This is a genomic window from Curtobacterium sp. VKM Ac-1376 (assembly GCF_015351025.1).
Lineage (GTDB): Bacteria > Actinomycetota > Actinomycetes > Actinomycetales > Microbacteriaceae > Curtobacterium.
Window position 1 is genome coordinate 71,380 of sequence record NZ_JADKRV010000007.1, and the last position, 24,489, is coordinate 95,868.

General features: G+C 73.6%; 23 protein-coding genes. 13 read left to right on the forward strand and 10 right to left on the reverse strand.

Annotated features, from left to right (window positions below; translation table 11 throughout):
• Positions 1 to 38: 38 nt before the first annotated feature.
• Positions 39 to 1,022 carry a glycosyltransferase family 9 protein gene (locus ITJ56_RS10320; RefSeq protein WP_194630409.1) on the reverse strand — a complete coding sequence of 328 codons (984 nt, stop codon included), beginning with the start codon at positions 1,020 to 1,022 and terminating at the stop codon, positions 39 to 41.
• A gap of 101 nt (positions 1,023 to 1,123) precedes the next feature.
• Between ITJ56_RS10320 and ITJ56_RS10325 the strand changes: the two genes are divergently transcribed.
• From ITJ56_RS10325 to ITJ56_RS10355, 7 genes are all read left to right on the forward strand, one after another.
• Positions 1,124 to 1,681 (forward strand): D-glycero-alpha-D-manno-heptose-1,7-bisphosphate 7-phosphatase, encoded by a 558-nt coding sequence (locus ITJ56_RS10325; RefSeq protein ID WP_194630412.1) that lies wholly within the window; start codon positions 1,124 to 1,126, stop codon positions 1,679 to 1,681.
• Positions 1,678 to 2,754 (forward strand): glycosyltransferase family 9 protein, encoded by a 1,077-nt coding sequence (locus ITJ56_RS10330; RefSeq protein ID WP_194630415.1) that lies wholly within the window; start codon positions 1,678 to 1,680, stop codon positions 2,752 to 2,754. The genes ITJ56_RS10325 and ITJ56_RS10330 overlap by 4 nt, the downstream gene beginning before the upstream one ends.
• A 76-nt stretch (positions 2,755 to 2,830) precedes the next feature.
• Positions 2,831 to 3,832, forward strand: a complete 1,002-nt coding sequence (locus ITJ56_RS10335; RefSeq protein WP_194630418.1) for a glycosyltransferase — start codon at positions 2,831 to 2,833, stop codon at positions 3,830 to 3,832.
• Positions 3,829 to 5,145: a glycosyltransferase gene (locus ITJ56_RS10340; RefSeq protein WP_194630421.1), complete on the forward strand. Its 1,317-nt coding sequence runs from the start codon at positions 3,829 to 3,831 to the stop codon at positions 5,143 to 5,145. The genes ITJ56_RS10335 and ITJ56_RS10340 overlap by 4 nt, the downstream gene beginning before the upstream one ends.
• A complete protein-coding gene (locus ITJ56_RS10345) occupies positions 5,142 to 5,765 on the forward strand; it encodes a D-sedoheptulose-7-phosphate isomerase (protein ID WP_194630423.1) in 624 nt (207 codons plus the stop codon). The genes ITJ56_RS10340 and ITJ56_RS10345 overlap by 4 nt, the downstream gene beginning before the upstream one ends.
• Positions 5,762 to 7,198 (forward strand): PfkB family carbohydrate kinase, encoded by a 1,437-nt coding sequence (locus tag ITJ56_RS10350; protein ID WP_228517487.1) that lies wholly within the window; start codon positions 5,762 to 5,764, stop codon positions 7,196 to 7,198. Before ITJ56_RS10345 ends, ITJ56_RS10350 begins: the two co-directional genes overlap by 4 nt.
• A gap of 62 nt (positions 7,199 to 7,260) precedes the next feature.
• Positions 7,261 to 7,965: an SDR family oxidoreductase gene (locus ITJ56_RS10355; RefSeq protein ID WP_194630427.1), complete on the forward strand. Its 705-nt coding sequence runs from the start codon at positions 7,261 to 7,263 to the stop codon at positions 7,963 to 7,965.
• A 340-nt stretch (positions 7,966 to 8,305) separates the two neighbouring features.
• On the opposite strand, the gene ITJ56_RS10360 is transcribed toward ITJ56_RS10355, so the two are convergent.
• Complete coding sequence (locus ITJ56_RS10360) at positions 8,306 to 9,394, reverse strand: glycosyltransferase family 9 protein (protein ID WP_194630430.1); 1,089 nt, start codon at positions 9,392 to 9,394, stop codon at positions 8,306 to 8,308.
• Between the two features lie 134 nt (positions 9,395 to 9,528).
• Between ITJ56_RS10360 and ITJ56_RS10365 the strand changes: the two genes are divergently transcribed.
• The 3 genes from ITJ56_RS10365 to ITJ56_RS10375 are packed head-to-tail and all read left to right on the forward strand — an operon-like array spanning position 9,529 to position 13,417.
• On the forward strand, positions 9,529 to 11,046 hold the full coding sequence (locus tag ITJ56_RS10365; protein WP_194630433.1) for an aldehyde dehydrogenase family protein: 1,518 nt from the start codon (positions 9,529 to 9,531) through the stop codon (positions 11,044 to 11,046).
• The gene (gene rfaE2 / locus ITJ56_RS10370; protein ID WP_194630435.1) at positions 11,043 to 12,536 is read left to right on the forward strand and encodes a D-glycero-beta-D-manno-heptose 1-phosphate adenylyltransferase; all 1,494 of its coding nucleotides are present in this window, start codon (positions 11,043 to 11,045) and stop codon (positions 12,534 to 12,536) included. The genes ITJ56_RS10365 and rfaE2 overlap by 4 nt, the downstream gene beginning before the upstream one ends.
• Entirely contained in the window at positions 12,533 to 13,417 is an 885-nt protein-coding gene (locus tag ITJ56_RS10375; RefSeq protein ID WP_194630437.1) for a glycosyltransferase family 2 protein, read from the forward strand. The genes rfaE2 and ITJ56_RS10375 overlap by 4 nt, the downstream gene beginning before the upstream one ends.
• Before the next feature lie 81 nt (positions 13,418 to 13,498).
• Here the strand turns inward: ITJ56_RS10375 and ITJ56_RS10380 are convergent, their stop codons facing one another.
• From ITJ56_RS10380 to ITJ56_RS10415, 8 genes are all read right to left on the reverse strand, one after another.
• Positions 13,499 to 13,999 (reverse strand): Dps family protein, encoded by a 501-nt coding sequence (locus ITJ56_RS10380; RefSeq protein WP_194630439.1) that lies wholly within the window; start codon positions 13,997 to 13,999, stop codon positions 13,499 to 13,501.
• Positions 14,000 to 14,120: 121 nt separating this feature from the next.
• The gene (locus tag ITJ56_RS10385) at positions 14,121 to 14,543 is read right to left on the reverse strand and encodes an SIP domain-containing protein (protein WP_194630441.1); all 423 of its coding nucleotides are present in this window, start codon (positions 14,541 to 14,543) and stop codon (positions 14,121 to 14,123) included.
• A gap of 30 nt (positions 14,544 to 14,573) precedes the next feature.
• Positions 14,574 to 15,221, reverse strand: coding sequence for a TetR/AcrR family transcriptional regulator (locus tag ITJ56_RS10390; RefSeq protein WP_194630444.1), 648 nt, complete (start codon positions 15,219 to 15,221; stop codon positions 14,574 to 14,576).
• Positions 15,218 to 17,275, reverse strand: coding sequence for a CocE/NonD family hydrolase (locus tag ITJ56_RS10395; protein WP_194630447.1), 2,058 nt, complete (start codon positions 17,273 to 17,275; stop codon positions 15,218 to 15,220). The genes ITJ56_RS10390 and ITJ56_RS10395 overlap by 4 nt, the downstream gene beginning before the upstream one ends.
• Complete coding sequence (locus tag ITJ56_RS10400; protein ID WP_194630450.1) at positions 17,272 to 19,059, reverse strand: dipeptide ABC transporter ATP-binding protein; 1,788 nt, start codon at positions 19,057 to 19,059, stop codon at positions 17,272 to 17,274. The genes ITJ56_RS10395 and ITJ56_RS10400 overlap by 4 nt, the downstream gene beginning before the upstream one ends.
• Positions 19,056 to 19,940: an ABC transporter permease gene (locus ITJ56_RS10405; RefSeq protein ID WP_194630452.1), complete on the reverse strand. Its 885-nt coding sequence runs from the start codon at positions 19,938 to 19,940 to the stop codon at positions 19,056 to 19,058. The genes ITJ56_RS10400 and ITJ56_RS10405 overlap by 4 nt, the downstream gene beginning before the upstream one ends.
• Positions 19,937 to 20,962, reverse strand: a complete 1,026-nt coding sequence (locus ITJ56_RS10410) for an ABC transporter permease (RefSeq protein ID WP_194630454.1) — start codon at positions 20,960 to 20,962, stop codon at positions 19,937 to 19,939. The genes ITJ56_RS10405 and ITJ56_RS10410 overlap by 4 nt, the downstream gene beginning before the upstream one ends.
• Positions 20,959 to 22,557 (reverse strand): ABC transporter substrate-binding protein, encoded by a 1,599-nt coding sequence (locus ITJ56_RS10415; protein ID WP_194630457.1) that lies wholly within the window; start codon positions 22,555 to 22,557, stop codon positions 20,959 to 20,961. Before ITJ56_RS10415 ends, ITJ56_RS10410 begins: the two co-directional genes overlap by 4 nt.
• 235 nt (positions 22,558 to 22,792) lie before the next feature.
• Between ITJ56_RS10415 and ITJ56_RS10420 the strand changes: the two genes are divergently transcribed.
• Genes ITJ56_RS10420 through ITJ56_RS10430 form a run of 3 tightly spaced genes read left to right on the forward strand, consistent with a single transcriptional unit; the run spans position 22,793 to position 24,434 of the window.
• On the forward strand, positions 22,793 to 23,386 hold the full coding sequence (locus ITJ56_RS10420; RefSeq protein ID WP_194630460.1) for a molybdopterin-dependent oxidoreductase: 594 nt from the start codon (positions 22,793 to 22,795) through the stop codon (positions 23,384 to 23,386).
• Positions 23,383 to 24,174 (forward strand): ferredoxin reductase, encoded by a 792-nt coding sequence (locus tag ITJ56_RS10425; RefSeq protein WP_194630462.1) that lies wholly within the window; start codon positions 23,383 to 23,385, stop codon positions 24,172 to 24,174. Before ITJ56_RS10420 ends, ITJ56_RS10425 begins: the two co-directional genes overlap by 4 nt.
• The gene (locus ITJ56_RS10430) at positions 24,174 to 24,434 is read left to right on the forward strand and encodes a DUF6510 family protein (RefSeq protein ID WP_194630465.1); all 261 of its coding nucleotides are present in this window, start codon (positions 24,174 to 24,176) and stop codon (positions 24,432 to 24,434) included. Before ITJ56_RS10425 ends, ITJ56_RS10430 begins: the two co-directional genes overlap by 1 nt.
• Positions 24,435 to 24,489: the final 55 nt, after the last annotated feature.

The following is a 24,489-nucleotide window of genomic DNA, read 5'->3' on the forward strand; positions in this document are numbered from 1 at the left end:
CCGAGCGTCCGGCGGGTCCGGGCGGCTCTGGGTCGACGCTACCGCCCGATCACCTGTGCGGTCACCGCGAGCCGGTCCACCGCGGCGAGCACATCGGTGGCGGTCACGGCGAGGATGGCCGGATCGGGGTCCTCGGCGAAGACGTCGCCGCGCCGGACCGAGGCGTCGGTGAGCACGATGTGCGGCCCGGTCGCGGGCGGCCCCCAGGCCTCGGGCGGTGCCGGGCCGAAGAGCACGACCGACGGCACGCCGTAGGCAGTGGCGAGGTGTGCGGCGCCGGTGTCGACCGTGACCACCAGCCGGGCCGCGGCGATCACCCCGGCGAAGTCCTGCAGGTCCAGGGTGCCGGCCAGCACCGCCTCCGGCGCCAGGCCGGCCGCGTCGGCGACGGCACGGGCGCGCACGACGTCGTCCGCGCCTCCCGTCAGGACCACGTCGGCACCGCGCTCGCGGAGCCCGCGCACCACGTCGGCGAAACGGTCCGTCGGCCAGTGCCGCGCACCGTGGAAGGCCCCGACGTGCACGACGGCGGTGTCGGCGATCACCGGGGGTGCGGCCGGCCGGTCGATGCGGACGTCCGTCGCGTCCGCCGGGATCCCGTGCCAGGTGAGCAGGTCGGCCCAGCGGTCGCGCTCGTGCACGTCGTGCGGCCACTCCGGGCCCTGGTACCCGTGGGTCGGGTCGGCGTGGCCGACGACGCGACGCGGCTCGAGCGCGGCGACGAGGTCCGAGGACTCGGGACCCGCTCCGTGCAGGTTCACGGCGACGTCGACGACTCCGGTCGGCACCCCGATCGGGTGGTCGAGGCCGTGCTGGGCCAGGTGCACGTCGACCGCGGGGACCAGCTCGACGACCGGGGCCAGCCACGCGGTCGTGGCGAGGGTGATCCGGTGATCGGGGAACGCCCGGCGCAGTGCGTGCAGCGCGGGCACGGCGACGAGCAGGTCGCCGAGCTTGATGGCACGGAGGACGAGCAGTTCCGGGCGTCCGTCGGACGGGGGCAGGCTCTCGAGGGCGGTCACCGCCGCGACGGTAGACCGCGCAGGCTGGGGGCGGTCGCGGAGACCGCGTTCTCCGGCGCTTCCTGGGGCGACACCCGGCGGCCGACCGGTAGTCACGGACCATGGCCCTCGCACCGGACCGCGTCATCCGCGGCCTGCTCCTCGACCGTGACGACACCCTCGTGGTGGACGTCCCGTACAACGCCGACCCGCACCTGGTGGTCCCCGTCCCCGGCGCCCGTCGCGCCGTCGAGCGTGCTCGCTCCGCGGAACTGCGCCTCGGCGTCGTGACGAACCAGTCGGTGATCGCGAAGGGCATGGCGACCCGCGAGCAGGTCGACGCCACGAACGCGCGCGTCGACGAACTCGTGGGCCCCTTCGAGGTCTGGTGCGTCTGCCCGCACGACGCCGACGACGACTGCGCCTGCCGGAAGCCTCGCCCGGGCATGGTGCTCGAGGCCGCCGAGCGGCTCGGCATCCCGCCGGAGTCGATCGTGGTGGTCGGCGACATCGGTGCCGACGTGCAGGCCGCCCGCAACGCCGGCGCCCAGGGCATCCTCGTGCCGACCCCTCGGACCCGCAGCGAGGAGGTCGAGGCCGCCGACACCGTCGCCGCCGACCTCGACGACGCGGTCAGCCTGGTCCTCGAGCGCACGGTCGCCCTGGCGGACCGGGCGTGAGCGGGCGGAGGGTCCTCGTCGCACGCCTCGACTCGTTCGGGGACGTCCTGGTCGCCGGCCCCGCCGTGCGGGCGATCGCCGCCGGAGCCGCGCACGTCACCATGCTCTGCGGGCCCCAGGGCGCGCCCGCTGCCGACCTGCTGCCCGGCGTCGACCGCGTGCGGGTGTGGGCGGCGCCGTGGGTCACCGAGACGGCACGCCCGATCGACGACGCCCTGCTCGCCGAGTTCCGTGCGCTCGTCGCCGAGGAGCGCCCCGACGAAGCCGTGGTGCTGACGTCGTTCCACCAGTCGCCGCTCCCCCTCGCGCTGCTCCTGCGCCTCGCCGGTGTCCCGCGCGTCTCCGGGGCCTCCGTCGACCACCCCGGCTCGCTGCTCGACGTCCGGCTCCGCCCCGGCGAGGACCTGCCCGAGGACCTCCCCGAACCCGAGCGGGCGCTGCGGATCGTCGAGGCTGCCGGGTTCCGGCTCCCGCCGGAGGACGACGGGAGGCTCGCGGTGCGACACGACGCCACCCCGCCCCCGTCCGTCGCCGCGCTCGACCGCTACGTGGTCGTCCACCCGGGAGCCAGCGTCCCGGCGCGCTCGTGGCCGGAGTCGCACCACCGCGCCCTCGTCGCCGCCTACGCGGAGCGCGGCGTGCCCGTCGTGGTCACCGGTTCCCCCGGTGAGCGCGCGCTCACCGCCGCGGTCGCCGGGGACACCGGCATCGACCTCGGCGGCCGGACCAGCCCCGCCGAACTGGCCGCCGTGCTCGCCGGAGCCGAGGTGGTCGTCGTCGGGAACACCGGCCCGGCGCACCTCGCCGCGGCCGTCGGGGCACCCATCGTCAGTCTGTTCTCGCCCGTCGTGCCGGCCGTCAAGTGGGCCCCGTACGCGCCCCTCGTCGAACTGCTCGGCGACCAGGCCGCGCCGTGCCGGCTGAGCCGCGCACGGGAGTGCCCCGTGCCCGGTCACCCGTGCCTGTCCGGCGTGCGCACCGAGGACGTCCTGGAGGCCCACGATCGACTGCTCGACCGCGTTTCGCGGATGGATCAGAGAAGTCTGCGCGGAGGCCCAGAAAGCGCTGCGTAGCGTGCGCCACTGCTTCTCCTGCTCCTTCTCCTCCTGCTCGGAGGGGACCCCATCGACCCCGACCGGAAGGCCCTGCATGCGGATCCTCGTGTGGCACGTGCACGGCGGCTGGATGGACGCCTTCGTCCGCGGCCCCCACGAGTACCTCATCCCGACGACCCCGGCGCGCGATGCCTGGGGACTGGGTCGCGGTGGCCGGGACTGGCCGGACTCGGCGATCGAGATCGACCCCGCGGACCTCGCCGAGGCCGAGGTCGACGTGGTCGTCCTGCAGCGCACCGAGGAGCTCGAGGAAGCCAGGCGTCTGCTGGGCGGACGCGACGTCCCGATCGTCTTCGTCGAGCACAACGCCCCACGGGTCGACGTGCCCGACAGCCTGCACCCGATGCGGGACCGCGACGACATGACCATCGCGCACGTCACGCACTGGAACGCCCTCATGTGGGACTGCGGGAGCACCCGCGCCACCGTCGTCGAGCACGGCGTCGTCGACCCCGGGCCGCTGTACAGCGGCGCCCTCGAGCGCCTCGGCGTCGTCATCAACGAACCCGTCCGACGGAACCGCGTCGTCGGCACCGACCTGCTCCCCCGCTTCGCCGAGGTCGCCCCGGTGGACGTCTGGGGCATCGGCACCGAACGGCTGCCGGAGCTCGGCTTCGGCGACCGCGTCGTCGCGCAGGGCGACGTCAAGGCCGACCCGATGCACGCGGCGCTCGCCGAACGGCGCGCGTACGTGCACCCAAACCGGTGGACCTCGCTCGGGCTGTCGCTCATCGAGTCGATGCACATGGCGATGCCGGTGCTGGTGCTCGCGACGACGGACGCGGCCCGCACGGTGCCCGGTGAGGCCGGTGCCATCGCGACCGACGTCGAGGAGCTGGTGCGGGCCTCCCGGATCCTGATCGAGGACCCGGAGGAGGCACGCCGACGGGGGCTCGTCGCGCGCGAGGCCGTGCTCGCACGGCACGCGCTCGCCCGGTTCCTGGCGGACTGGGACGACCTGCTCGACGACGCCGTCACGCGCGGCGCGCGACGGAACCGTGCGGCGGGAGCCGCGCTCGAAGGGAGCCTGCGATGAAGATCGCCATGGTGTCCGAACACGCGAGTCCGCTCGCCGTGCTCGGCGGTGTCGACGCCGGTGGACAGAACGTCCACGTGGCCGAACTCTCCGGCGCACTCGCCGACCGAGGCCACCACGTGACCGTCTACACGCGGCGCGACGACGCGTCGCAGCCGGTCCGGGTGCCGCTCCGTCCAGGTGTCGACGTCGTGCACGTCGACGCCGGACCTGCACGCGCGGTGCCGAAGGACGAGCTGTTCCCGTACATGGGGACGTTCGCGGCGGTGCTCGCCGCGGAGTGGTTCATCGATCGGCCCGACGTGGTGCACGCGCACTTCTGGATGTCCGGGCACGCCGCGCTCGAGGCGGTCGCGCAGGTGCAGGCGCGGACCGGCGGAGTGCGGATCCCCGTCGTGCAGACCTTCCACGCCCTCGGCGTGGTGAAGCGCCGCCACCAGGGGGCCGCGGACACGAGTCCCACCGAGCGCGAGTGGGTCGAACCCGCCGTCGGTCGGAGCGTCGACCAGGTCGTCGCGACCTGCTCGGACGAGGCGTTCGAGCTGAAGGCGCTCGGCGTGCCGCTGCACCGCATCTCCGTCGTGCCGTGCGGCGTCGACGTCTCGCTCTTCCGGCCGGACGGCCCCGTCGAGCCACGCGACCGGCCACTCCGGGTGCTCACGGCGTCGCGCCTGGTCCGACGGAAGGGCGTCGGGACGACGATCGCCGCCCTCGCCGCGCTCGTCGAACAGGGCCGCGACGTCGAGCTCGTCGTGGTCGGCGGTGCCGGTGTCGCCGGTGCCGACCTGGTCGACGACCCCGAGTACCAGCGGCTTGACGCCCTGGCGCGTTCGCTCGGTGTCCGCGACCACGTGACGTTCCGCGGGCAGCTCGGCCAGCAGGACATGCCAGCGGTGTACCGCAGCGCCGACGTGGTGGTCTGCGCGCCCTGGTACGAGCCCTTCGGCATCGTGCCCCTCGAGGCGATGGCCTGCGGGCGCCCGGTCGTCGCGTCGAGCGTCGGCGGGCTGATCGACACGGTCGTCGAGGACGCGACCGGGCTGCACGTGCCCCCGCGCGACGAGACGGCGGTCGCCGCCGCCGTCGGCGCGCTGCTCGACGACCCGGAGCGCCGCGAGGCGTACGGCAGGGCCGGCCGCAAGCGCGCCGAGTCCCGCTACACGTGGCAGAAGGTCGCCGCGGACAGCGAGCGCGTCTACGAGCGCCTGCTGGCCGGCACCGCCTCCACCGGGCCGACCGCCGGGCGCTCGCGCACCACCCACACCGGCCGGGTCGCCCGTGCCGCACAGTCGACGGAGAGGACCGCACGATGACCATCGACCAGCAGACCGGGCTCGAGGAACGTGCCACCACCGGGAGCGCCCGTGTCGTCGTCGACCACGTCGCCGCGTCGGGCCCCGTGATCGCCTCACTCGTCGACCACAAGGACCACATCGCGGCGTGGGCCGACGACATCGCCGCGCGGCTCGTCGCCGGCCGGCGCCTGCTCGCCGCGGGCAACGGCGGGTCGGCGGCCGAGGCGCAGCACCTGACGTCGGAGCTCACCGGCCGGTTCGAGGGTGACCGGCCCGCGTACTCGGCGATCTCCCTGCACGCTGAGACGTCCGCGGTCACCGCGATCGGCAACGACTACGGCTACGACCAGGTGTTCGCGCGCCAGGTGTCCGCGCACGCCCGCGCCGGGGACGTCGTCGTCCTGCTGTCGACCAGCGGCAAGAGCCCGAACCTGCTCCGGGCGGCCGAGGCCGCCCGCGCCGTGGGCGCCCGGTCCATCGCGATGACCGGCCCGCGCCCGAATCCCCTGGCCGAGGCCGTGGACGACGCGATCTGCATCGAGGGGGCGTCCGCGAACGTGCAGGAGGCGCAGCTCGTCCTCGTGCACGCACTCTGCAAGGCGATGGAGCCGACGCTGCGTCGCGGGGGTCGTCGATGAGCGGGGCTGGTGCCGGCGCCGGTTCGCGCTCCGGCGCTGCCGGTGGCCGTGCCGCCGTTCCGCACTTCCGCATCGCCGTCGTCGGGGACACGCTGCTCGACGTCGATGTCTCCGGCACGAGCGAGCGGCTCAGCCCCGACGCCCCCGTCCCTGTGGTGGACGTCGCGACCGACGACCGCCGTGCCGGTGGCGCCGGGCTCGTCGCGACGATGCTCACCAGGGACGGCCACGACGTCACCCTGGTCACCGTCCTGAGCGACGACGTCCGTGCGCAGGAGATCCGCGACCTGCTCCCAGACGTCACCGTGGTCGCCGGTCCCTCGGGTGTCCCGACGCCGGTGAAGACCCGCGTGCGCGTCGTCGACCACGCCCTCGTCCGGATCGACGAGGGCTGCGCGACACCGCCCGTGCCGGAGACCACCGACGCCATGCTCGGTGCGCTCGACGGCGTCGACGCGATCGTCGTCGCCGACTACGGCCGCGGTGTCGCCGCCTCCCCCGCGCTGCGCGACGCGCTCGCCCGCGCGGCCGAGCGGCTGCCCGTGGTGTGGGACCCGCACCCCAAGGGCGCTGCCCCGGTCCCCGGCATCGCCGTCGCGACCCCGAACGCCGCTGAGGCCCGCCGCTTCACCGACGTCGAGGGCCAGGGCGTCCCCTTCGCCACCGAGGCCGCCGCCCGGCTCGTCGACCAGTGGCAGGCCGGTGCGGTCGCCGTGACGATGGGCGACCGCGGTGCGCTCCTCGCCGACGTCCACGGCGACAGCCGGTTCGTCCCCGCCCCGTCCGTCAGCGCCGGTGACCCGTGCGGTGCCGGTGACCGACTCGCCGCGGGTGTCGCCGTCGCGCTGGCCGGCGGCGCCGACGTCCCCGACGCCGTCTCGGCGGGTGTGGTCGCGGCGTCCGAGTACCTGGCCGCCGGTGGTGTCGCCGCGCTCTTCGCCGACGACGGCCCCGCGCCGCTCGCCGTGCCGGGAGCCGACCGCGACGCCATGCGCCTGGTGCACGACGTCCGGAGCGCCGGCGGCACCGTCGTCGCGACCGGCGGGTGCTTCGACCTGCTGCACGCCGGGCACGCCCGCACCCTGTCGGCTGCTCGGGCCCTCGGCGACTGCCTGGTCGTGTGCCTCAACTCGGACGACTCGGTCCGCGCGCTCAAGGGCCCGGACCGGCCGATCATGACACAGGACGACCGGGTCGAACTGCTGCTCGCGCTCGACTGCGTCGACGCCGTGGTGGTGTTCGACGAATCGACCCCCGACGAAGCCCTCCGCCGCTTCCGCCCGGACGTCTGGGCGAAGGGCGGGGACTACACCGCGAGCGAGCTGCCCGAGACGGCGACGCTCGCCGAGTGGGGCGGGCGCGTCGTCACCGTGCCGTTCCACCCGGGGCGCTCCACCACCCGGCTCGCCGCCGCGATCGAACGCGTCGGCTGAGCGTCCGCTCGCCTCCCCACACCAGCTCGACCACTTCCCGCACCACTACGCAAAGGACATCCATGCCCGTCCCCACCACCCCCATCGGCCGCGTCCTCGTCACCGGCGGAGCCTCCGGACTCGGCGCAGCGGTCGTGGCCGCCGTCACCGAGGCCGGCGGTACCCCGATCGTCCTCGACCTGCGGATCGACGCCGTCCCCGAGGGCGTCGACGCCGTCGCGGTGGACGTCTCCGACACCGCCGCCGTCGAGCACGCCGTCCGCCAGGCCGTCGAGCGCCACGGTGGCCTCGACGCCGTCGTGACCGCCGCGGGCCTCGACAAGCCCGCGCCCATCGACGCGATCTCGTCCGGCGACTGGGAGCAGATCGTCGGCGTGAACCTGATCGGCACCGCCTCGACCGTGCGCGCGGCACTCCCCGCGCTCGAGGCCACGCACGGCCGCGTCGTGACGATCTCATCCTCGCTGGCCCTGCGCGGCGTCGGCGACGGCACCGCGTACTCGGCGTCCAAGTTCGGCGTCCGTGGATTCTCACAGGCGCTGGCGGCCGAGACCGCCGGCCGCATCGGGGTCACCAACGTGATCCCCGCCGGGATGCGCACGAACTTCTTCGCGGACCGCACCGAGCAGTACAAGCCGGGTCCGGACGCGCAGCTCATCGAGCCGGAGTACGTCGCGAACTCCATCATCTTCGCGCTGTCGCAGCCCGCCGGCTGCGAGATCCGCGAGCTGTCGATCATGCCGGCGACGGAGCCGAGCTGGCCGTAGCCGCTCGCCGCTGACGGACGGGAGGCGCGGTGCCGGCTGGCACCGCGCCTCCCGTCCGTCGTCGTGTGCCGTGCGCTGCGGGCGCTGCGGGCGCTGCGCTCTGGTGCGAGGTTGCCCACTCCGTGCGAGGGCAGGAGTGTCGCACGGAGTGCGGAACCTCGCACCAGGCGATCGCGGCGCCTCGGGCGGCGTGGAGGCGCGTGCCGGGCTGGCGCCGGGCCTCCCGTCCGTCGGCCGGTCGCGTCCATCGCTCGGTGCGAGATTGCCCACTCCGTGCGAGGGCAGGAGGGTCGCACGGAGTGCGGAACCTCGCACCGGGCGGTCGTGGCGGCGCGCAGCGTCAGGTCGTGCGGAGCAGGTCCTCGACGTCTGCGAGGACCGCCTCGGGCTCGACCTGGTCGACGTAGGACGGGTCGTGCTCGCAGCGCTCCGCGGTCCACCCGACCTGGGTGACGTCCGCACCGCACACCGGGCACCGCGTCACGAAGGACAGGTGAACGCGGTGCCGCCCGCGGTCGAAGGGGCCGGCGTTGACGACGTTCCCGAACCAGAAGACGCCGACGGTCGGCGTGCCGACCGCCACGGCGAGGTGGCGCGGCCCGGAGTCGTCGCCCACCATGACGTCCGCCGCGGCGAGGACCGCCGGCAGCTCCCGGAGCGGCAGCGAGGCCGTGAGGTCGTGCACTCGACCGCGCAGCTCCCGGGGCACGGACTCGACGATCGCCGACGATGCCGGGACGTCCGTGTCGTCGCCGACGAGCACGACGTCGTCGCCGGCCTCGATGCGCGCCCGGGCGACCGCGGCGAAACGATCGGGGCTCCAGCGGCGACGGGGGTCGGTCGCGCCGGGGTGGATGGCGACGAGCCGTCCGCTCACCGCGAGTCGCTCGCGGATCGCGGCTCGTTCGTCATCGCGGACCCGGAGCCTCGGGTCGAGGGTGACCGGTTCGGCACCGGCGAGCGAGGCGACCTCGAGCGCGCGGACGACCTCGTGCTGGTAGTAGACGTAGCGGACCCAGCGCTCGAGCACCTCGGCGTCCTCGGTGGCGGTACCGACCGTGTGGCGGGCGCCGAGCCGGAGCAGGAACGGGTTCGAGTTCCGGCCGCCGCCGTGGACCTGCACGGCGAGGTCGAAGCGTCCGTGCAGCCGGTCGAAGAAGTCCTGCTCGGTCGGGGCACCGTCGCCCGAGTCCCGCACGCCGGGTGCCACGGGGAGCTCCTCGAACGCCTGGACGGCGTCCGTGCGCCCGTCGAGGACCGCCGGCGCCGTCGGGCTGCCGAGCAGGGTGACGCGGGCCTCGGGGTAGGCAGCGGCGAGGGCCTCGATCGCGGGGAGGGCGAACATCAGGTCCCCCAGCCCACCACCGCGGAGCACCGCGATCTCCTTGACGTCGTCGAACCGTTCTCCGCCCACACCGATCTGTTGCACGGCTCCACGTCTACCGGTCGGACCCGGAGGCGCACCCAGCACCGCCCCCGGATGGACGAGAAGCGCGATCCCGTGACCGCGCCCAGCAAGCACCGAGCAGCGTGTCAGGCCCCGCCCGCCTCCGGAAGGACCCCATGACGATCGCACCTCCCGCCGCCGACGCCCTCGTGGTGACCGACCCGGTCAACGGATCCATCGCATCGAGCGTCCCCCGCTCGACGGAGGACGACGTCCGGAACGCCGTGGCCCGTGCCCGTGCAGCCGCCGGCGCCTGGGCACGCACCGCTCCGGCTGAGCGAGGAGCCCTGCTGCACGCCGCTGCGGAGCGTCTCCGTGCCCACGCGCAGGAGCTGGCGGACCTGAACACCCGTGAGACCGGCAAGGTCCCCGGCGACGCACTCGGCGGGGTCGAGGCCGGCATCGGGACGCTCGTGCAGTACGCCGAGCTCGGTCCGGTGCACCGCGGTGAGGCCCTGCGTGGGCAGTTCGGCGCTGCCGACTGGTCGGTCCCGCACCCCCGCGGAGTCGTGCTCGCGCTGACCCCGTGGAACGACCCGGTCGCCGTCGCGTGCGGGATCCTCGGAGCCGCGATCGTCACCGGCAACACCGTCGTGCACAAGGGCAGCGAGCGGTGCCCCGCCACCTTCGCCCGGCTGAACGCGCTGCTCGCCGAGGTCCTGCCCGACGGTGTCCTCATCGGCGTCGACGGCGACGCGGCCACGGGTGAGCAGCTGCTCGCCCAGCAGGGCATCGACGTCTACGCGCACGTCGGCTCGACGGCCACCGGTGACCGCCTGAGCGAGGTCGCCGCCACCACGCGTGCCCACGTCATCCGCGAGAACGGCGGCAACGACGCCGTCGTCGTCGACGCGGACGTCGACCCGGAGTGGGCGGCATCGCAGGTCGCCCTCGGTGCCTTCGCGAACACCGGTCAGATCTGCACGAGCGTCGAGCGGGTCTACGTGCACCAGGACGTCGCCGAGCCGTTCGTCGCCGCGCTCGTCGCCGAGGCGGAGCGCCGCACGGCCGCAGCGCCCGCCGAGTTCGGACCCCTGGTCGACGACCGGCTCCGCGAACTCGTGCAGGCGCACGTCGACGACGCGATCGCGCGCGGGGCGTCCGCACGGACGGGTGGCGTCACCCCGGGTGGCCTCGGGTCGTTCTACCCGGCCACCGTCCTGACGGGCTGCACCGACGACATGCTCGTGCTCACCGAGGAGACCTTCGGCCCGATCGCCCCGGTGCGTGTCGTGTCGGACTTCGACGAGGGTCTCCGGCTCGCAGCGGCCGACCGCTACGGCCTGGCTGCCACCGTCCTGACGAACGACACCGCGCACGCGCTCCGTGCCGCGGCCGAACTGCCCGTCGGAACCGTCAAGGTGAACGCGGTGTTCGGTGGCGCGCCCGGAGGCAGCGCGCAGCCCCGCGGGGCCTCGGGCGCCGGGTTCGGGTACGGACCGCACCTGCTCGACGAGATGACCACCACCACCGTGGTGCACCTCGAGGCGGCACCGCCCCGCCGCTCGGTCGAGCCGGAGCACGCAGCCAGCAGCAGCAGCGCTGCCAGCAACAAGGCCGCCAGCACCACCGGCCCCGCATCAGCTGCCGGCGCCACAGCGGGCAGCGCCGACACCGTGGGAGGCGCCCGATGACCGCGGACGTCCGCCTGGTCCGCGACCTCGTCGCCACCGTCGACGACCGCGAACCCCTCGTGGTCGTGATCGGCGACTGCATCCTGGACCGGTGGACCGTCGGCGAGGCCGAGCGGGTCTCGCGCGAGGCCCCAGCCCCCGTCGTCCGTGTCACCGAGACCATCGCGGTCCCGGGCGGCGCCGCCAACACCGCCGTGAACGCCCGAGCCCTCGGTGCGCGCGTCCGGATGGTGGGCCTCATCGGCGACGACGAGGCCGGCGACGTCCTGCGACAGCGGCTCGAGGCGGCTGGCGTCGACACGTCGTTCCTGGTCGAGATCCCCGGTGCCCGCACCACCACCAAGTCCCGCGTCGTCGGCGGCGACCGCGTCGTCGTCCGCGTCGACGAACTCGCCGCGACGCCGACCGCCGAGCACGGCGAACGGCTCGCCCGTTCCGTCGCCCGGGCCATCCGCTGCGCCGACGCCGCGGTGGTCTGCGACTACGGCCTGGGCGTCCGCGCCGACGACGTCGTCCCGATGCTCGATCGCGACCGCCCCGGCGCCGTGGTCGTCGACGCCCACGACCTGACCCGCTGGGCAGCGCTCCGGCCCGACCTCGTCACGCCGAACGCCGGTGAGACCGCCGCGCTGCTCGGTCAGGAGCTCGGTTCCGGCACGGACCGCATCGCGACCGTCGTGGCAGCCCGCGCCGAGGTCCTCGCCCGGAGCGGCGCCCGTGCCGCGGTCGTCACGCTCGACCGTGACGGCACGGTGCTGCTCGAGGCCGGCTCGGACCAGGGCTTCCGCACCCGCGCGACGCCCGCCTCCGAGCAGCAGGCCTCCGGCGCTGGCGACACGTTCTGCGCCGCGGCGACCGTCGCCCTGGCCGTCCAGGCCCCCCTGCACGACGCCGTGTCGGTCGCGCAGGCCGCGGCCGACGTGGTCGTCCGCGAGGCAGGCACCTCGGTCTGCACCGCGGCTGCCCTGCTCGACTCGGTCACCGCCCCGGCAGCGACCGTCGTCGACCACGACGAGCTGGCGACGGCCGTCGAGGCCGCACGGCAGGCAGGCCGCCGGGTGGTCTTCACGAACGGTTGCTTCGACGTCGTGCACCGTGGGCACACCACGTACCTGCGGCAGGCGCGCGACCTCGGTGACCTGCTCGTCGTCGCGCTGAACGACGACGACTCGGTCCGCCGGCTGAAGGGTCCGGAGCGGCCGATCAACCCGGCCGAGGACCGCGCTGGAGTCCTGGCCGCACTGGCCTGCGTCGACCTGGTCACCGTGTTCGCCACCGACACCCCCATCCCGCTCATCGAGCGGCTCCGGCCGGAGGTCTACGTCAAGGGCGGCGACTACTCCCCCGAGATGCTCCGCGAGACCGAGGTCGTGCGCGGCTACGGCGGCGAGGTCGTCATGGTCGACTACGTGCCCGAGCACTCCACCAGCGCCGTCGTCCGGCGGATCCGCGAGGCCGCGGGGCGCACCGAACCGGACCCGGCACCGTGACCGCCCGCTGGTCCGGGTCCTGGGCGAAGGCCCCCGATCCAGCGGACACGAGCACGGTCGACGTCGACGTGCTCATCCCGACCGTCGGCCGGCCCGCCGAGCTCGCCACGACACTCGCCGGCCTCGCCGCCCAGACCGAGGTGGACCTGCGGTTGGTCCTGAGCGACCAGTCGGTGGACGGGGACGCCGCCAGCGCGCCGGCGGTCGCGGCGATGCTCCGTGTCCTGGAGGCCCAGGGTCGGCCCGTCACGCTCCTCACCCACCCGGAACGGCGTGGCCTGGCCGAGCACCGCCAGTTCCTGCTCGACCACGCCGAGGCATCCGCGGTGCTGTTCCTCGACGACGACGTCTGGCTCGAACCGGGCTCGATCGCCCGGATGCTCGACGCCCTCCGCACGCTCGGCTGCGGGTTCGTCGGCAGCGCGGTGCAGGGCCTGTCGTACCTGCAGGACCGCCGCCCGCACGAGACGGCCGTCTTCGAGCGGTGGGACGGCCCGGTCGTCCCCGAGGTGGTGCGTCGCGGCACCGCGGGGTTCGCACGTTGGTCGCTGCACAACGCCGCCAACCCGACCCACGTCGCCGCGGAGCTCGATGTCGAGCCGGGCGGCTGGGTGCCCTACCGCGTCGCCTGGGTCGGTGCCTGCGCGCTGTACGACCGTCACGCGCTCGAGGACGTCGGTGGCTTCCGGTTCTGGGACACCCTGCCGCCGGAGCACTCCGGCGAGGACGTCGTCGCCCAGTGGCGGGTCATGGAACGCTTCGGGGGCGTCGGCATCCTGCCCTCCGGCGCCGTCCACCTCGAGGCGCCGACGACCGTCGTCGACCGCCGGGTCGACGCGCCGGACGTCGTCTTCGCCGACGGGAACGTGATCCCGCAGTAGGGGCGCGGGACGGAACCGGAGACGGACGGGAGGCCCGATGCCAGCTGGCACCGGGCCTCCCGTCCGTCTGTCGGTCGCGCCTCAGGCGGCGAGGTGCGCCTGCAGGAACCAGCGGTCCTTGGTGAGACCGCGCTCGATCTCGATCGCGACGTCCTGGCTGTTGAGGTCGACCTCGTCGAGGCCGTCGACCGCACGGCGGACCTGCAGCAGCGCGGCGTCGATCTGGGCGATCACCTCGGTGATGGTGACGTCGGAGTTCTGGAAGCCCTGCGACAGGGGCGGCAGGGTCGTGTTCGCGGCCACGGTCGCGATGCGCGAGTCGACCGGCAGACCCAGGGCGACGATGCGCTCCGCGGCGTTGTCCGCGTACTCCTGGGCGTGCTCGACGATCTCGTCGAGGAGCTCGTGCACGCCGACGAAGTTCCGGCCACGGACGTGCCAGTGCGCCTGCTTGCCGTTGACGACGAGCGCCTCGAGGTCGATGACGACCGGGGCGAGGAACTGGGCGACCCCGGCTGCGAGCTCCGGCGTGGTCGAGAACGGGGACGTGGTGCTCGTGGTGGTGCTGCTCTGCGTGGTCATGTCGTTTCCTCCTCCATCGTGGCGACGGCCGGGCGTCGGCCTGTCCTGACCGGTCCGGTGCTGCCGTTGGTCACAACCATGCCCGCTTCTCTTGCATGCCACAAGGAAGAGCAGGCTGGCCTTACCCGCCGAACTCGACCTGCACCTGCTGGCCGGCGTCGGCGAGCTCGAGCTGCACTGCGGCCCGAGCACGCTCGACCCAGGGGCTGTCCGCGCACCCGATCCACACTGAGGTGCGGGGCTCACAACCGGTGACGCACCACTCGCCCGCCCAGGCGGTCAGGGCGTGCGCGAGGGCCTCGCCGTGGTCGGCGAACACCAGGGGTGCCACGGCCGAGCTGCGGGCGCTCCGGACCAGCCACGTCACGGTCACGCGGGGCGGTGCCGGCAGGACGCGGATCTGCTCGTCGAGAGCGACCTCGACGAAGACCTGCCCGTAGGCATTCTCCGGCAGGTCCTCGAGCTGGCGGTGGATCTCGACGAGGTCCTCGGCACCGCCCGCGATGAGGATGCGATCGCTGGGCTGTCGCCGGGTCCGTGCCATGCGTGCAACGGTAAGGGAAGCCTTACCTCATCACAAGGGCAACCGGTCGGTTCCGGCGATCTCCACAGTCGGTACACCGAGTTCGTGCGACAGGAACCGCCACATCCACGACAGGGCGACCGAGTTGGTGAGGCCGGGCACGCCCTGCGCGATCTGGGTGGCGACGCCGTCGCTGTACGCGGCGAGCTGCAGTGCGACGGTGTCGGGGTCGACCGCGTCGCGGAAGACCCCGGCCTCGACCCCGCGGCGGACCACCCGCACCAGGCAGGCCTCCCACACGCGGATCCGCTCGGCGTACTCGGCGGCGACCTCGGGCCGGCGCACCACCGCCGTCCAGTAGTCGGACCAGATCCGCCAGTGCTGCCGGACCTGCTCGGTGTCGACGAACAGCGGGGCCACGAGCATCCGAAGCCCTGCGAGGACGTCCGGTTCGGCGTCGACCGCGGTGACGATCGCGCCGTAGAACCGCTCGGTCTCGAGCACGACGACCTCGTTGAGGATCTCCGCGACACTCCCGAAGTGGTACGTCACGGTGCCGACGGAGACACCGGCCTCGGCCGCGATGTCGCGCAGCCCCGTGGCGCCCACGCCGTTCCGGACGATCACCGCGCGGGCGGCCTCGACGATCATCGCCCGTCGCACCTCGGGGCGCTGCCGGAGGCGTCCGGCGGCCGTCACGCCGAGGTCCTCGGCACGTCGTCGACGAAGGTGCGCTCCGTCACGAGCACCTCGGGCGCCTCCGGCCCACCGTCACGCGCCCAGGCGCGCACGGTGTTCACGAGGTGGAACGCCTCGGCGTCGGCGGTCACCTCGGAAGAGGTCTCGAGCCGCGCCGACCAGTCCGGCTTCGTCAACCCGATCGCCCAGCGCGAGGTGGCCCGTGCGCTCGTCGGGTCGTCCGAGCGGATCCGGTAGGTCTCGCGGGCGTCCTCGGTGAAGACCAGGCCGTCCGGGTAGACCCGTCCGCCGCCGTACCCTGGGTCGACGTCGAGCGTCCACTCTCCCGTCTCGACGTCCTGCGTCACGGTGCGTTGCGGCAGTGGTTCGCTCTGGGCGACCCGCTCGACCACCAGCGGGTCGGAGCGCGCGGGGCCGGCGAAGACCACCCCGTCGTCGGTCGTCCGGGTCCAGGTCGGCAGGGTGACGCTCGAGGCCGACGGGTCGATCGTCACGGTGGCCACGGTGCCGTGCGGCCACACCCACGGCCAGTACGACGACGAGACCGCGATGCGCAGGCGGTGCCCGGCGGCGAAGCGGTGTCCGGTCGAGACCAGGCGCACGGGCAGCTCGACGGTCGTCCCGGGCACCAGCGGGTCGTCGCGGTCCATGCCATCCCGTTTCGAGGCGTTCAGCACGCCCCGGGTCACGAGCGTCGACGAGCCGTCGGGCGCGACGTCGCACAGGCGCACCGTCAGGGTGGCCCGGGGCTGGTCGCTGGTCACGGACAACCGGACGAGCACGTTGCCGAGCAGGTCGAAGGCGTTCCCGACGGGCAGGTCGAAGCAGACCGACCGGCCGTCCTCCTCGCGCTGGTCCGGTGGCAGGTCCGTGGCGTTGCCGAACGGGAAGAAGCGGCCGGCGTCCGCACCGGTGTGCTGCGGCGACCGCACCACCACCGGCCCGAGGTCACCGCCGCGCAACGCCGCGAACGGCAGGATCCGCTCGTGCGTCGCCGAGGAGGGCCAGGCCTCGGCACCGACCCACCGACCGCGTCGCGCCTCGTAGTAGGCCGCCGGCGGTTCGCCCTCGTTGATCCAGGCCCGGAGCGCTGGGTCCCGCTCGACACCGGTGTCCTCGCCCTTGAGCCAGCGGTCCCACCAGCGCAGGGTCTCCTGCAGGAACCCGATCGAGGGTCCCGGCGCGAGCCCGCGGTCCGGGTACTGGTGCGACCACGGCCCGACGATGCCCTTCACCGGAGCGTCGACGTTCGCCACGAGCCGGAGCACGGCGTCCCGGTACGGGTCCGCCCAGCCGCCGACGGCGAGCACCGCGGCGTCGATGGTGCCGTAGTCCTCGGCGGCGCTGCCGTGCCGCCAGTAGTCGTCGCGCTCCTGGTGCGCGAGCCACACCGGCGTCATCGGCCTGTTCGCCTCGAGGCGCTCCCGCCAGCGCTCGATCCACCCCGGTCCGACGATCTCCGGCCGGGGCGGGCGCGAGTTGAACGCGAACATCGTCGCGCCCCACGCCGCCATGTCGATGCCGAGCACGGCGCCGCCGACGTAGTGCACGTCGTTGTCGTACCGGTCGTCGGTCGAGCAGACGGTGACGATCGCCCGGAGCGCTGCCGGCGCGCGGGCCGCCAGCTGCAGCGCGTTGAAGCCGCCCCACGAGATGCCGAACATGCCGACCGCGCCGGTCGACCACTCCTGCTCGGCGAGCCAGGCGATCACGGCCTCGCCGTCCCGCAGTTCCTGCTCGCTGTACTCGTCGTCGAAGGCGCCGTCGGACGACCCGGTGCCGCGGATGTCGACCCGCACCGAGGCGTACCCGTGCTGTGCGTACCAGGGGTGCCGCTCCGAGTCGCGGGGCGCGGTCCAGTCGTCGAGCCGGTACGGCAGGTACTCGAGCAGCACCGGCACGGGGCCGTCGGACGACACCGGGGACCAGATCCGGGTGTGCAGCCGCACGCCGTCGGGCATCGGGATCCACTCGTCGCGGACCGACACCCCCTCGGGCAGCGCGTCCGGGTCGCCGATGGCGGTGAAGGTGGCGGGAGTGCCCCCGTCGGTCATGCGTCCTCCCAGTTGCGGATGCGGTGTCCGTCGCCGTGGTCCGTCCAGCCGTCGGCGTGCCGCCACCGCGGCACCCCGTCACCGACGTCGGGCAGCGTCGTGCTGCCGGGTTCGAGCGTCGCAGCGAGGAGCGTCGACGTGTACGGGTGGTTCGGCCCGGTGAAGACCTGCTCGGTCGGCCCGACCTCGACGATCCGACCGCCGGTCATCACGGCGACCCGGTCGGCCACACCCCGCACGACGGCGAGGTCGTGGCTGATGAACAGGCAGGCGAGCCCCCGGTCGCGCTGGAGGTCGGCGAGGAGCGCGAGGATCCCCGCCTGCACCTGCACGTCGAGCGCGGTGGTGATCTCGTCGGCGATGACCAGCGACGGCCCGGCTGCCAGCGCCCGGGCGATCCCGACCCGCTGCCGTTGCCCGCCGGACAGCTGCGCGGGCAGGCGCTCGGCGAACTCGGGGTCGAGTCCCACCTGCGTCAGCAGCTCGCCGACGCGCTCCCGCGACGACGAGCCGGTGAACAGCCGCAGCGGCCGGGCGATGGCCGCGCCGACGGTGCGTCGTGGGTTCAGCGAGGTGTCCGCGTTCTGGAACACCAGCTGCACCGCCCGGCGCAGGTCCGCCGATCGCCCGGCGACCGGCTCGCGCAGGTCGCCGCGCGTCGCGCCGTCGTCGTACGTGAAGCTGCCGGACTCGGCGGGCACCAGGCCGGCCAGCGCCGTCGCGAGCGTCGACTTGCCGCTGCCGGACTCGCCGACGACGGCGAGTGTCTCGTGCGCGGCGATCGTGAAGGAGACTCCGTCGACGGCGGCCGGCAGGCCGCGGCCGTAGCGGATCACCAGGTCGTCCGCGGTCACCACGGGGCGGTCGGAGCGATCGGGAGGCACGGTGCCGGTCGCCGTGGAGCCGCCGGTCCCGGGGACGGTCCCGTCTTCGGACACGGCTCGCAAGCCTCCCGGCCGTCGCCCGTCCGGCACCGCGGCCAGCAGGGCGCGCGTGTACTCGTGCTGCGGGGCGGCGAAGAGCCCCGCCGTGGCGGCGTGCTCGACGATCTCGCCGGCACGCATGACGGCGATCTCGTCCGCCATCGCGGAGACCACGCCGAGGTCGTGACTGACGAGCAGGACGGCCATGCCGAGCTGTCGGCCGAGGTCCGCGACCAGGTCGAGGACGGCGGCCTGGGTCACCACGTCGAGCGCGGTGGTCGGCTCGTCGAGCACCAGGACCCGCGGCCGGGCCGCGACGGCCATCGCGATCGCGACGCGCTGCTGCTGCCCACCCGACAGCTGGTGCGGGTAGCGGCGCACGATCGCGTCCGGGTCCGGCAGCCGGACGAGCCGGACGAGCTCGGCGACATGCTCCGGGCCGTCGGGCTCCCCGTGGGCGCGGAGGGCCTCGCGGATCTGCTCGCCGACGCGCATCGACGGGGTGAGCGCCTGCCCGGCGTTCTGCGCGACGACCGAGGCGGTGCCTCCGCGGAGCGCCCGGCGCCCCGCCGGGGACAGCGCGAATACGTCGGCGCCGTCCACCCGGACGGTGCCGGCATCGATGGACGACCCGGCGCGCAGGTGCGCGAGGAGCGTGCGCGCGACCGTGGACTTGCCGCTGCCGGACTCCCCGACCAGGCCGAGGGTGCGACCGGCCTCGATGGCGAACGAGACGCCCCGGACGACGGGGACGCGCCGCTTGCCGGCGGCGTAGGAGATGGACAGGTCGTCGACGCGGACGATCGCGTCGGGCACGGTCGCCGTGCCGGCGGACGTCGTGCCGGTGTCGGTGCGGGTCATGCGCTGACTCCCTGCTCGGCGCGGTCGACGCCGAGCGACTTGCTCAGCCCGTCTGCCGCGAGGTTCAGTCCGATCACCAGGGTGGCGAGCGCCACGATCGGGGCGAGGGTGCCGAGCGGCACCACGGTGAGCGCGGTGCGGTTCTCCTGCACCATCAGGCCCCAGTCCGGCGTCGGCGGGTTCGCACCGAAGCCCAGGAAGGACAGCGACGCGACGAGCAGCACGATCCAGGAGGCCCGCATCGCGTACTCGACGAGCACGACGTCGAGCACGTTCGGCAGGATCTCGCGGAACACGATCGACAGTGGCCGCTCGCCCCGGGCGCGGGCCGCGGTGACGTAGTCCTGGGTGATCACGGTGCGGGCGGCACCGCGGACGACGCGGGTCACCGCGGGCGCGTAGACCACCGTGACGGCGAGGACGATGACCCAGAGACCGGCATCGAAGACCGTCACGACGACCAGGAGCGCCAGGATCGACGGCACGCTCAGCAGGGCGTCGACGACGCGCATGACGACCTCGTCGAACCAGTTGTCGGCGTAGGCCGTGACGCAGCCGAGCACGGTGCCGACCGCGACGGCGATCGTGGTGGCGAGGAACGTCACGGACAGCGCGTACCGGCCGCCGTTCAGTGTGCGGGACAGGACGTCACGGCCGTACTGGTCGGTACCGAGCCAGTGCCTCCACGTCGGACCGGCGAGCACGTCGCCAGCGTTCGTGGCGACCGGGTCGTGCCCGGCGATGACCGGCGCGAGCAGGGCGAGGACGACGTGCAGGGCGATGAGGCCGAGCCCGATGTTCAGCGCCGTCGATCCGCGCAGGGGTGCGAGGGCGGCGCCGAGGACGGGGCGCTCGCGGCGGCGGGGGGCTGTGGCGGTCATGCGGCGGCCTTCCTGGTGGTGCTGCTGGCACCGGAACCCGCGCGGACGCGGGTCCTGGTCCGTCGGCGCCGCTGGCGGGTGCGCAGCTTCGGGTCGAGGGCGAGCGCGACGAGGTCCGCAGCGAGGTTGCACACGACGTAGATCAGGGCACTGAGCAGGGCGATCGCCTCGATCGTGGGCAGGTCGCGGTTGAAGACCGACTCGAGCATGAGCTTGCCCATCCCCGGGTAGTTGAAGACGTTCTCGACGACGACCACGCCGCCGAGCAGCCAGGCGACGTTGAGCGCCACGACGTTGAGCGTCGGCAGCAGCGCGCTCGGCACCGCGTGCTTCCAGACCACGCGGCGCATGGTCAGGCCCTTCAGCTCGGCCGTCGTGACGAACTCCGACGCCATGACGTCGATCGTGGACGAGCGGGCCGTCCGCACGATGTAGGCGGCCATCGCGAGCGTCAGCACGATGATCGGCAGCCAGATGGTGGGCAGCAGCTCGGCGACGGTGGCGTCGGTCCCCCGCAGCACGACCGCCGGGAAGACTGGCAGCCCGATCGCGAACAGCAGCACCAGGACCGTGGCGACCATGAACTCCGGCACGCTCATCACGACGAGGCTGACGATCGAGATGACCCGGTCGCTGGGACGGCCGCGGCGGACCCCCGCGATCACCCCGAGCGTCAGGGACACCGTGACGCCGACGAGCATGGCGGGCACGGCGATGAGCATGCTGTTCCGGAACGCCGTGAACAGGGTCGGGGCGACCGGCTCGCCGCTGACGAGCGAGGTGCCGAAGTCGCCGTGTGCCGCGCCCCCGAGCCACTGCAGGTACCGGAGCCAGACGTTCTGGTCGAGCCCGAGCGACTCGCGCAGCTGCTTGACGGCGTCGGGGGTGGCGTTCTGCCCGAGCAGCTGCTGGGCGACGTCACCGGGGAGCGCCTGCACCGCGAGGAACACGAAGAGCGAGGCGAGCACCACCGTGAGCACGGCGATGCCGACCCGGCGGAGGACGGGGATGAGGATGTTCATCGGCGCAGTCCGATCCGGAGGTAGTCGAACTCGAAGCCGAACTCCGAGTAGTTCACGACGTCACGGGACAGGCCCACGAGCCGGTCGCCGAACATCGGCGTCATGTCCGCGCCGTCCTCGACCACGAGCCGCTGGGCGTCCTGGTAGAGCGTCAGGCGCTTCGCGTCGTCCATCTCGGCGCGGGCGTCGTCGAGCAGCCCGTCGAAGGTCTCGTTCGACCACGCGCTCTCGTTGTACGAGGACCCGGTGCGGAAGATCTGGTTGAGCAGCTGGTCGATCGGCCGCCCCGTGAACCAGTAGCTCACCATGAGCGGCTTCTGCATCCAGATCTGCGTGTAGTACGAGTCGGAGCTCGCGTTGCGGACGGTCAGACGGATGCCAGCGTCGGCCACGGCATCGCGGTAGGCGACGGCCATCGGAGTGAACACCGACTCGTAGCTCGACGTGTAGATCGCCGTCCGGAAGTCCTCGCGACCCGCCTGCTTGAGCAGCGCCCGGGCCTTGTCCGGATCGTACTCGCGGTGGTCGTCGACGAACGCGGCGAGCTGCGGCGGCACGGGGTTGTCCCAGCCGGCGGACCCGGTGCCCTGCAGCGCGGTGTCGACGATCTTCCGCGGGTCGTAGGCGAGCTTCATCGCCTGGCGGACCCGCGGGTCGCTGAACTCGTCGCTCGTCGCGAGCATCGGGATCGTGTACCACTGGGCGTTCTTCGACCGGGCGACCGTCGCACGGTCCGAGGCCGACACCACCCGTGCGGTCGCGAAGTCCAGGTTCGTCTGCGAGATGAGGTCGATCTGCCCGGCGAGCAGCGCGTTCACCCGCGCGGTGGTGTCCTGGATCGAGTAGAAGTCGATCCCGTCGAGGGCCGGGCGGCCGGCGAAGTGGTCCGCGAACGCTTCGACGCTGCCGGTGCCTGCCGGGGTGAACGACGACAACCGGAACGGTCCGGTGCCGATGCCGGTCCGACCGATGTCCGCGATGGCGTCCGCCGGCACGATGTAGCACTGGTACGCGGTCAGCAGGGACGGGAACTCGGCGTTCGGCTTCGTCAGCGCGAAGCGCAGGGTGTACGGGTCGACGGCGCGCATCGAGTCCGCGTCCATCACCTCGCCGAGCACTCCGGCCTGGGGGCTGCCGGTCTTCTCGTCGAGGATGTGCCGGATGCTCGCGATGGCGTCGTCGGCGGTGAAGCGCGAGCCGTCGTGGAACGTGACGCCCCGGCGGAGCGAGAAGGTCCACTCGGTGCCGTCGGCGTTCGCGGACCACTCCTCGGCGAGGTCCGGCACCGGGGCGCCCTGCTCGTCGAGCTTCACCAGGCGGTTGTAGAGCGCGCCGAGGTACTCGTACGCCGACAGCGAGCTGGCCGAGTCGAGGGTCTCGGCCGCCGACGCGGCGGGACGCGCGATGCGCAGCCGTCCACCGCGACGGGCGACGCCGGTGGCCGCCGCCTCGGGGATGGTGGGTGTGCCGGCGGCGCCGGAGCTGCACCCGGTGAGCGTGAGCAGGCCGAGGCCGGCCAGACCGGCGGCGCCGGTGAGGAGCGCCCGACGGCTCGGGCCGTGGGCGTTCCGGGGTTCGGGGACGATGGGCTGCATTCGGGGGGACCCCTCCAGTAATCGTTCCGGTGAACGATAGAGGTCCGCGGCCGATCCCCCAAGCCCGACTTCCGCGCCCGGGCCCGCAGCGGGACGGGCTCGATCCGCGGCGGCGTGCAGATCCGGTGCCGTCGTGGCGCGCACGGTCCGCGCGTCGAACGTTTACCAACCCGTTACACGGCGCCCTCCGGCACACGGCATGATCGGGAACGCACCGACGTCCACGAGGAGGACCATGGCCACGTTCACCCGCGGGTTCGGCGGCCGTCGCGACGACCGCGACGACGCCCGCATCCCGCCCGGTCAGACCCTCGTCCGCGACTGGCCCGTGCTGTCCGCCGGGGCGACGCCCGACATCGAACCGACGGACTGGGCGTTCTCGATCCGCACCGAGGCCGGCCTGCACCAGTGGACGTGGGACGAGGTGCACGCGCTCGGCGTCGAGGACGTCACGGTCGACATCCACTGCGTGACCCACTGGACCAAGCTCGACATGCCCTGGCGCGGGGTCCCCCTCGACCGCCTGTTCGAAGACGTCGAGACCTCGCTCGACTACTGCATGGTCCACAGCTACGGCGGCTACACGACGAACGTCCCGCTCGACGAGCTGCTCGACGGCAAGTCCTGGATCGCGTTCGAGGCCGACGGCGAGCCGCTCACGCCCGAGCACGGCGGCCCCGCGCGACTGCTCGTCCCGCACCTGTACTTCTGGAAGAGCGCCAAGTGGGTGCGCGGCATCGTCATGCAGGCCGACGACGAGCCGGGCTTCTGGGAGAACGCGGGCTACAACCTGCACGGCGACCCGTGGAAGGAAGAGCGGTACTGGTGACGCTCCCCGACACCGGCCTGGAGGCACGGGTCGCGCCCGCCGCACGACCCACCGCGCGCAGGCGGCCGGCCTGGCACCCCGCCACGGTCGCCTCCGTCGGACGCGAGACGACGAACGCGCGTCGGATCGTCCTCGACGTCCCGACGTGGCCGGGCAACGACCCCGGTCAGCACCTCGACCTGCGGCTGACCGCCGAGGACGGCTACCAGGCCCAGCGCTCGTACTCGATCGCCTCGGCCGGCGACTCGACCGACGTCGTGCTCGCCGTCGACCGGGTGGACGGTGGCGAGGTCTCCCCGTTCCTCGTCGACGCCGTCGAGGTCGGTGATGCGCTCGAGGTCCACGGGCCCCTCGGCGGCTGGTTCGTCTGGCGGCCGAGCGAGTCCACCCGGCCCGTGCAGCTCATCGCAGGAGGTTCCGGCATCGTGCCGCTCGTCGCGATGGTCACCGCGCACGCCGAGGCCGCCGATCCCGCTCCGTTCCGGCTGCTCGCGGCCGTCCGGACGCCGGACGACGTCTTCTTCCGCGCGGAGATCGACCGGGCACTGACAGGCGACGCACCGCTCGAGGTGACGCACGTGTACAGCCGCACCGCGCCTCCAGGGTCCACCGTGCCCGCCGGGCGGTTGACGCGCGACGCCCTCGCGGCGGCTGTGTTCCCGCCGGATGCCGGAGCACTCGTCTACGTGTGCGGGTCGACGCCGTTCGTCGAACAGGTCCTGCGGTGGCTGGCCGAACTCGGTCACGACACCAGTGACGTCCGCGCCGAACGGTTCGGGGGCAACTGATGGTCATCGTCGACGGCAACGCCCTCGCCGGGGCGCTGGCCGAGGTCCTCGGGCCGGAGCCGACGGTGATCGAGCTCCGGTGCGCGGGGTGCGACCGCCTCGGCGCAGTCGGGTTGACCACGGTGTACCGGACCGCGATGGGGTCAGTCGCCCGGTGCCGAGCATGTGACACCGTGCTCGTCACGGTCGTCGAGTCCGGCGAGCAGTGCTGGGTCGGGCTCCCGGGCGCTCGGACGATGGTTTCCGCACTGCTGCGCTGATCCGGTGACCGCAAGCTGGCAGCGGCGTGTCGTTCGGGATTGTTGCGGGTTCCCG

What these genes read in the sequence shown, in the direction of transcription:
- ITJ56_RS10325 (WP_194630412.1), top strand. Translation starts at nt 1,124, where the DNA reads ATGGCCCTCGCACCGGACCGCGTCATCCGCGGCCTGCTCCTCGACCGT.
- ITJ56_RS10335 (WP_194630418.1), top strand. Translation starts at nt 2,831, where the DNA reads ATGCGGATCCTCGTGTGGCACGTGCACGGCGGCTGGATGGACGCCTTC.
- ITJ56_RS10340 (WP_194630421.1), top strand. Translation starts at nt 3,829, where the DNA reads ATGAAGATCGCCATGGTGTCCGAACACGCGAGTCCGCTCGCCGTGCTC.
- ITJ56_RS10345 (WP_194630423.1), top strand. Translation starts at nt 5,142, where the DNA reads ATGACCATCGACCAGCAGACCGGGCTCGAGGAACGTGCCACCACCGGG.
- ITJ56_RS10350 (WP_228517487.1), top strand. Translation starts at nt 5,762, where the DNA reads ATGAGCGGGGCTGGTGCCGGCGCCGGTTCGCGCTCCGGCGCTGCCGGT.
- ITJ56_RS10355 (WP_194630427.1), top strand. Translation starts at nt 7,261, where the DNA reads ATGCCCGTCCCCACCACCCCCATCGGCCGCGTCCTCGTCACCGGCGGA.
- ITJ56_RS10365 (WP_194630433.1), top strand. Translation starts at nt 9,529, where the DNA reads ATGACGATCGCACCTCCCGCCGCCGACGCCCTCGTGGTGACCGACCCG.
- rfaE2 (WP_194630435.1), top strand. Translation starts at nt 11,043, where the DNA reads ATGACCGCGGACGTCCGCCTGGTCCGCGACCTCGTCGCCACCGTCGAC.
- ITJ56_RS10380 (WP_194630439.1), bottom strand. Translation starts at nt 13,999, where the DNA reads ATGACCACGCAGAGCAGCACCACCACGAGCACCACGTCCCCGTTCTCG.
- ITJ56_RS10385 (WP_194630441.1), bottom strand. Translation starts at nt 14,543, where the DNA reads ATGGCACGGACCCGGCGACAGCCCAGCGATCGCATCCTCATCGCGGGC.
- ITJ56_RS10395 (WP_194630447.1), bottom strand. Translation starts at nt 17,275, where the DNA reads ATGACCGACGGGGGCACTCCCGCCACCTTCACCGCCATCGGCGACCCG.
- ITJ56_RS10400 (WP_194630450.1), bottom strand. Translation starts at nt 19,059, where the DNA reads ATGACCCGCACCGACACCGGCACGACGTCCGCCGGCACGGCGACCGTG.
- ITJ56_RS10405 (WP_194630452.1), bottom strand. Translation starts at nt 19,940, where the DNA reads ATGACCGCCACAGCCCCCCGCCGCCGCGAGCGCCCCGTCCTCGGCGCC.
- ITJ56_RS10410 (WP_194630454.1), bottom strand. Translation starts at nt 20,962, where the DNA reads ATGAACATCCTCATCCCCGTCCTCCGCCGGGTCGGCATCGCCGTGCTC.
- ITJ56_RS10415 (WP_194630457.1), bottom strand. Translation starts at nt 22,557, where the DNA reads ATGCAGCCCATCGTCCCCGAACCCCGGAACGCCCACGGCCCGAGCCGT.
- ITJ56_RS10420 (WP_194630460.1), top strand. Translation starts at nt 22,793, where the DNA reads ATGGCCACGTTCACCCGCGGGTTCGGCGGCCGTCGCGACGACCGCGAC.
- ITJ56_RS10430 (WP_194630465.1), top strand. Translation starts at nt 24,174, where the DNA reads ATGGTCATCGTCGACGGCAACGCCCTCGCCGGGGCGCTGGCCGAGGTC.